Raw genomic sequence first — 1,934 nt, forward strand, 5'->3', positions numbered from 1 at the left:
GGCTTCGCACGTCCCCTCATCCGCCCCTGCGGGGCACCTTCTCCCGGCGGGAGAAGGAAGCATCGGCTCGCGTGGTCGAGCTTGTGGTGGACGACAGCGACTCGCGCATGCAACGTCCCTGCTGGGCGAGAAGGCACCCCTTGTGTGCCATTGGCGCGCGTTTCTTGGAGCGCCCGCGCTGCCAGCGCGGGCGGGGGTGCGGGGCGGGGGGTACGCGCCGGCAACGCTGGGCGAATCCAGCAAGCCGTACATCACCCCCGTGTCAGAAGCATCCGCCGGTGGGGTGAGGGTACGCTTGCCCGGAAACGCCACTGATCGAAGTTGATGCCGCGCCAGATCGCTAGCGAGGTGGCCTCACTCCCCGTGTGCCGCCACCAAGCCGGCCACGTCCCAATCAAACAGCGCACACGCCTTGGCGAATTCTGCATCCAGCGGCGCGGTGACGCTGCTGCGCCGGCCATCGGCCGGATGCGGAAATTCCAGGCGTTCGGCGTGCAGCAACATGCGGTGGATGCCGAGCATGCGGAAACTGCGGTTGTGGCGGCCGTCGCCGATCATGTGATGCGACAGATGCTTCATGTGCCGGCGAATCTGCCGAAAGCGACCGGTCTGCGGCTGACAGCGCAGCAGTGCGTAGCGCGAGGTGGTGAACCCGGTGGAAGGAATTTCCAGTTCGCCGGTGACCAGACGCTGGAAATGCGTCACTGCCGGTTTCCTGACCGGCTTGCCCGGCCCGCCGTCCAGGTCATGGTCCAAGATGAAGCGCTCCTCGGCCGGCCAGCCGCGACAGACGGTGAGATAATGTTTCTCCACCTCGCCGGCCATCAAGGCCTTGCCCAGCGCACTGGCGCTGTCGCGATCGAAGGCCAGCAGCAGGCAGCCGCTGGTGGCGCGGTCGAGCCAGTGCACCAGAAAGATCGGCTTGCCCAGCTGCTCGCGCAGGCGGTCGGCCAGGAAGTCGTCCTCCCCACGCGCCAGCTTGCTGTCATGGACCATCAGGCCGGCCGGTTTGTCGACAACGGCCAGGACATCGTCCTGGTAGAGAATCTGCAGATGCTTGGGGGATATGCTCACCGGCGGATTATCCGCGTCGCCGACACCGCATGCCACTGCATCGCTGCGCTGCCGGCAGCGAACACAGCCACGGTGGCGTCGCCAGGCCATGCGCACCGCGCCATATGCGGATGTACCTATCGTAAGGTGCGGTTGCTGCGCGCTACCCACGCAGCTGATGCCTGCCCGCTGCGTGGGTGGCTGCTTTACGTCTCACTTGCCCGAACCACGCCAGCGTCAGAGCAGGCGGATGCGTGTTTCGCGGTGTGTTGCACCATCGTGCAACGCCAACAGATGGACCACCACCAGCGCGCTCAGTAGGGCGTGCCATCCTTGTGCCGGTACGCGCGCTGGCCGTCTGCCATGGAGACCAGCATCAGGTCATCGTCCGGATAGGTCACTCAATCACCGGCACTGCGGTCGCCCACTTCCAGGTACGTCACCACCGCCTGGCTGCGATTGATCAGGCAATGCGCATCGCCGTCACCGGCGCGGAAGCCCACGCACATGCCCTGCTGCAGCAACTGCTCGCCGGCGTTGGTGATCAGGCTGGGCGCGCCGCTGACGATGTAGACGAATTCATCCTGCTGCGAATGTCCATGCCGCAGCGCCGAGCGTGCGCCCGGCGCCAGCGTGGTCAGGTTGACGCCGACGTTGCGCAGCCCGGACACCTCGCCCAGTGCGCGCTTCTGGCGGCCGCCCATCTGCGCGGCGACCACCGGCGGATAGCTGGAGTGTTGCGTGCACGGCGGCGCATCCAGCGCAGCAATCGCCGCCACCGGTGTGCTTGCGTCGAAGGCAACGCTGATCAAGTTCCAAAGATGCGAGGATAAGTGCTTCGCAGCGATGGTGGTGCAAGCCGATGAAGCAGCGGACCTTGG

1 protein-coding gene and 1 pseudogene are annotated in these 1,934 nt (G+C 66.1%); both read right to left on the minus strand.

The window, feature by feature from the left end; translation table 11 throughout:
* Positions 1-354 precede the first annotated feature (354 nt).
* Positions 355-1,164, minus strand: coding sequence for a pseudouridine synthase (locus tag XAXN_RS19955; RefSeq protein ID WP_151425117.1), 810 nt, complete (start codon positions 1,162-1,164; stop codon positions 355-357).
* 203 nt (positions 1,165-1,367) lie between these two features.
* Positions 1,368-1,862: pseudogene (locus XAXN_RS19960) on the minus strand (cupin domain-containing protein).
* Between the last annotated feature and the right edge of the window lie 72 nt (positions 1,863-1,934).

Source organism: Xanthomonas axonopodis (assembly GCF_001304695.1).
Taxonomy (GTDB): Bacteria; Pseudomonadota; Gammaproteobacteria; order Xanthomonadales; family Xanthomonadaceae; genus Xanthomonas; species Xanthomonas axonopodis.

Excerpts from the sequence above, each read along its gene's own strand:
- XAXN_RS19955 (WP_151425117.1), bottom strand. The coding sequence starts at position 1,164 with ATGGCCTGGCGACGCCACCGTGGCTGTGTTCGCTGCCGGCAGCGCAGC.